Source organism: Rhodocytophaga aerolata, from assembly GCF_030503435.1.
In the GTDB taxonomy this organism is placed as follows: domain Bacteria; phylum Bacteroidota; class Bacteroidia; order Cytophagales; family 172606-1; genus Rhodocytophaga; species Rhodocytophaga aerolata.
The window spans coordinates 1-3,985 of sequence record NZ_JAUKPO010000110.1; the positions used below are offsets into that span (position 1 = coordinate 1).

At 39.0% G+C, this 3,985-nt stretch carries 3 protein-coding genes; all 3 read left to right on the plus strand.

Features of this window, described 5'->3' with window-relative positions; translation table 11 throughout:
- Positions 1–431: 431 nt before the first annotated feature.
- The 3 genes from Q0590_RS36770 (at position 432) to Q0590_RS36780 (ending at position 3,711) form a co-directional block, all read left to right on the plus strand.
- Positions 432–977 carry an alpha/beta hydrolase gene (locus Q0590_RS36770; protein WP_302042676.1) on the plus strand — a complete coding sequence of 182 codons (546 nt, stop codon included), beginning with the start codon at positions 432–434 and terminating at the stop codon, positions 975–977.
- 348 nt (positions 978–1,325) lie between these two features.
- A complete protein-coding gene (locus Q0590_RS36775) occupies positions 1,326–2,753 on the plus strand; it encodes a DUF4932 domain-containing protein (RefSeq protein WP_302042677.1) in 1,428 nt (475 codons plus the stop codon).
- Positions 2,754–3,102: 349 nt separating this feature from the next.
- On the plus strand, positions 3,103–3,711 hold the full coding sequence (locus Q0590_RS36780; protein WP_302042678.1) for a peroxiredoxin family protein: 609 nt from the start codon (positions 3,103–3,105) through the stop codon (positions 3,709–3,711).
- Positions 3,712–3,985 lie beyond the last annotated feature (274 nt).

Sequence of the window (3,985 nt, forward strand, 5' to 3'; positions counted from 1 at the left end):
GTTATAGGGATTAATTACATACACATTTTAACTTATAAAGATGGTAAATTTAACTACCCCTTTCAGATAACTATAGTCTTAGTTAAAAATAACTTAGTACTCACTCTTTTTAGGGAACGCTCCACTTCAACTATTTGTCGCAATCACCCCCTTTGATTGTCAGAATTGCCCTGCACTCATCTGCTGCAACTCTACTAATTTTGGATTGGTAAAGCAGCAGTTACTGCCAACTCATAATTACCGAAAAAGACAAAGCTTTTAAAAATATGTGTCGGCAGGGTTTTCTTTGAGGATTTCATCTGGCAAATCGACAAACTAAATGCACCCCTTCGATGGAACTGGATAGAGGAAATGTTAAGCAGAAGGTGGCCTGCCTCAGCAAACAACAACTAATTATCATTAAATTAATTCAAATGTAGATCACATTCACTATGAACAAGCAGGTGCTCTTTATACTTGGGGGAGGGGGTAAAGAAGATTACGCAGCTGATGCGCAACTGGTAGCTTCTTTGCAGGAGGCTTTAGGAGAAGCCTATGTTGTGCATTACCCGTTTTTGCCCTCTGAGAAAACACCAGATTTTGGACGCAAAAAGCAAATCAGCAAGCAAATTTCCTTGATTAGAGGCGAACTTATATTGGTGGGACACTCGCTGGGGGCTTCTATGCTGTTAAAATACTTGTCGGAGACCAGGATTCGAAAAAAGATAGCCGGAATTTTTCTGATTTCTACCCCTTTCTGGAGTGGGGAGCAAGACTGGAAGCAAGGGTTTATCCTGCACAAAGATTTTGCTGATAAGCTACCCAAAAAGGTTCCCCTTTTTCTCTATCATAGCAAGGATGATAAGGAGGTGCCAATTGATCATCTGGAGCAATATGCAAAATGTCTTCCTATGGCAACCCTACGTACCATAAGTAAAGGGGGCCATCAATTCAACAACGATCTATCCGTGGTAGCTAAGGACATTGAATCCCTATGATCATCACAGTCTATGCCTTCAAAACAAGGGGGAAAAGGCACATCCCTTTTCCAAGGTTATCAGAAACGGGTATATATTTTAACTACTTATGCCGATTGCAAATTGGCTTCGCCAGCTGAATCTACCGATCTGGACCTGATGCTGAGGCATCTCTGCTGCTCCATCCTGCATCTGAGGTTCGCCTATAGGAAACTTGCACTCTCTACAATATTATGTTATCTTCAATACCAGATGCCCATGCAGGGCACACACATCTGCTTTAGACGGCCAGCAGCCCGCCTGTGATTCAGAGCATAGCATGAGGGCAGCCGTCGTAAAGCGGTGCCCATTATATGCAAAATTATAAAAATGAAAACACTTCTTACCGCCTCAATCATTGCTTTACTAATAGCAGCTGCCTGTACAAATAAGTCTCAACCTACTGTAATGGAAAATCAGTATCCTAAGGTAATAAAAACAAAAGCTGATTCATTCTATGTAACAGGATATAATTGGAGACAACCCTTTGGATTTGCTATTGGAGAAAATGATACAGTCTCACCAGGGACAGATGGTTATCGTGGGGGTTATTTACAACTCATTACTCAGGAGGATACTATACAATTTGATTACACCAGTACACCCTATCAACAACATCATACTATTTCCGTCATTTCGCCACAAGATACTACTCTATGTATTCTTAGATTTAATCAGCATAATGCAGAATTTACAGACTCATACATGCAAGAGCACGAGGGAAAGGCACAGTTTGTTATTCCCGAAGCTTTCGAACTGGCTAATATTGTTTGGACAATAAGTCCTAGTGGTATGAAGGCTTCTAACCTTCATAAAGAAGGAAAATACTACCAGGATGTGATGGAATACTTTCAACCTTTTCTAGACCATCCTATTTTTACTAAACTACAATTTGCTGATTCAGCTTATTATCAAAATTATTACAGCTTTAGAGAAAATAGTGTCTGTTTTAATTTTCAGGGAGATTCTTTACTGTATAGCGGCCCTTATTATCATGTATTTGGTAACTTTGACCAATTTGGAGGACTATTTAAGGAACTTCAGCCATTGGTAGAAGACTTTGCTATAAAGTCTAATTTCAGGCAATTCTATCAAGCTCATTTACCTTACTATGACAAACTCATTGAAAGGCAAAAACAGTTAATGCCAGTAGAAGATATGTGGGCATGGATTGAAAGTGAATTTCCAGCCAAGATAAATGCATATAAAGTTGTTTTTTCACCTCTGATAGGAGCAACACATAGCACCCAAAAATTTTATTTTATGGGTAAGAGAACTGATTGGTTTTCTGAAGCACTGATGTTTACTTCCGGGCCAGAGCTTATTGATAGTAAAAGTACCTTAGATGAGAAAGAGAAGGAAGGTCTTTCATCGGGTATAGTTTTTACAGAAATTGATCATAACTATGTCAATCCGGTAAGCTATAAGTACAAAGGTGAAATTGACAAAGTATTCAGTAATCGTACCCTATGGACTAAAAGGGGAGGAGATACTGACCATTATACCACACCAGAATCAGTATTTAATGAGTATATGACACATGCCCTTTTTTGTCTGTATGTGCAGGAGAGGTATGACAGAGACCCAGCGAATTACATCATCAAGTCACGTGAAGATTTGATGACAAATCGCAGGCATTACATCAGGTTTGCAGAGTTCAATAAAAAATTGGCAGAACTTTATAGAAGTAAAGCTGAGAAGGAGAATATCCCCGATCTGTATCCTAAAATGATTGAATGGGCAAGCAATGTTAAATGAAGTTTGGCCTACAATATCGCTCAGCGGCCATGCTTTGGGCAAAGCCCTCACCGTCTGCTGCGCCAGCGTTGTCTGTCAGTAAAAAGAAATGAATTGGAAAACTAAGAATCAGTATTGATGAAGTTGAGCAAGAACATGCTATCATAGAGAGAGAGGATAGAGGTAACAAAATTTCTCTTTTCCCTTCCTATATTGATGATGGATTAGAAAACCTGTTGACTGCCATACTCTTACTCAATAAAGAAGCTCTGGGAGTCAACCAGTGTGCCTCACCACAGGTTGTGCGGAGCGTGTTATCTGTTACAGGCAAGGATAAATAAAAATAAACCAGCCATAAAACTAGAAATGTATGCAAAAGCTGTATAGCCTATTAGTCCTCTTCTATCTATCAAGCCTAGGCCTTGCTGAAGGACAAACTTACCAGGAACAATACGCTAAGTGCGCCCAAAAATTAGAGGGCAGTAAGCTAGGGAGTGAGGAGTATATGAACACCATTGAAAGTGTGTTGGATTGTATGTTAGGAGCAAAAGCGCCGGACTTCACAGCCAAAAGCATTACTAATCAGGAAATCATTTTATCCAAGTTAAAGGGACAGGTAGTGGTTGTAAACTTCTGGAACACGGGTTGTCAACCATGTGTGGAAGAAATGCCTGCTTTAAATGAGTTGGTAGAGATCTACAAAGGCAAAGCAGTCACATTTATTGCTCTAGCGCCAGAAGATGAGATGACGATTAAAACATTTCTCGATAAATATCCTTTTCATTTTACACAAATAGCAGCGGCTAGTGATATTATTACCAAAAAGTTTATGACAAATAATGTATATCCATATACGGTAATCATTGATCAAGCGGGTAGAGTTAAAAAGATATGGTTTGGAGGAACAGCTGATAAGGAAAAAACATTCAAACGTTTCCATCCACCCATTGCGGAGTGTTTAGCAAAAAGTAAAGAGTAAGGCCCTTCTTGTAATCGAGGTGCTGTCTTAAAAAGCAAGTTACAGAACAGACATACTCTAATATTTTTGATCGCTCGGAAAGAGCAATTCGTGTGACTTGTTACAAGGAAGTTTATATTTTGTTGCTGTATTTTTTTATAGTGTAAAAAAATATATGGAGCAAACTTAGATCCACACTCTTGAGTTTCAAATAAGGGGGCATTATTTTGACCTCCCCTTTGTACAAAGCCGAATAAAAATCACACATAAAGAAGATTTTTTAATTAAGTTGGGG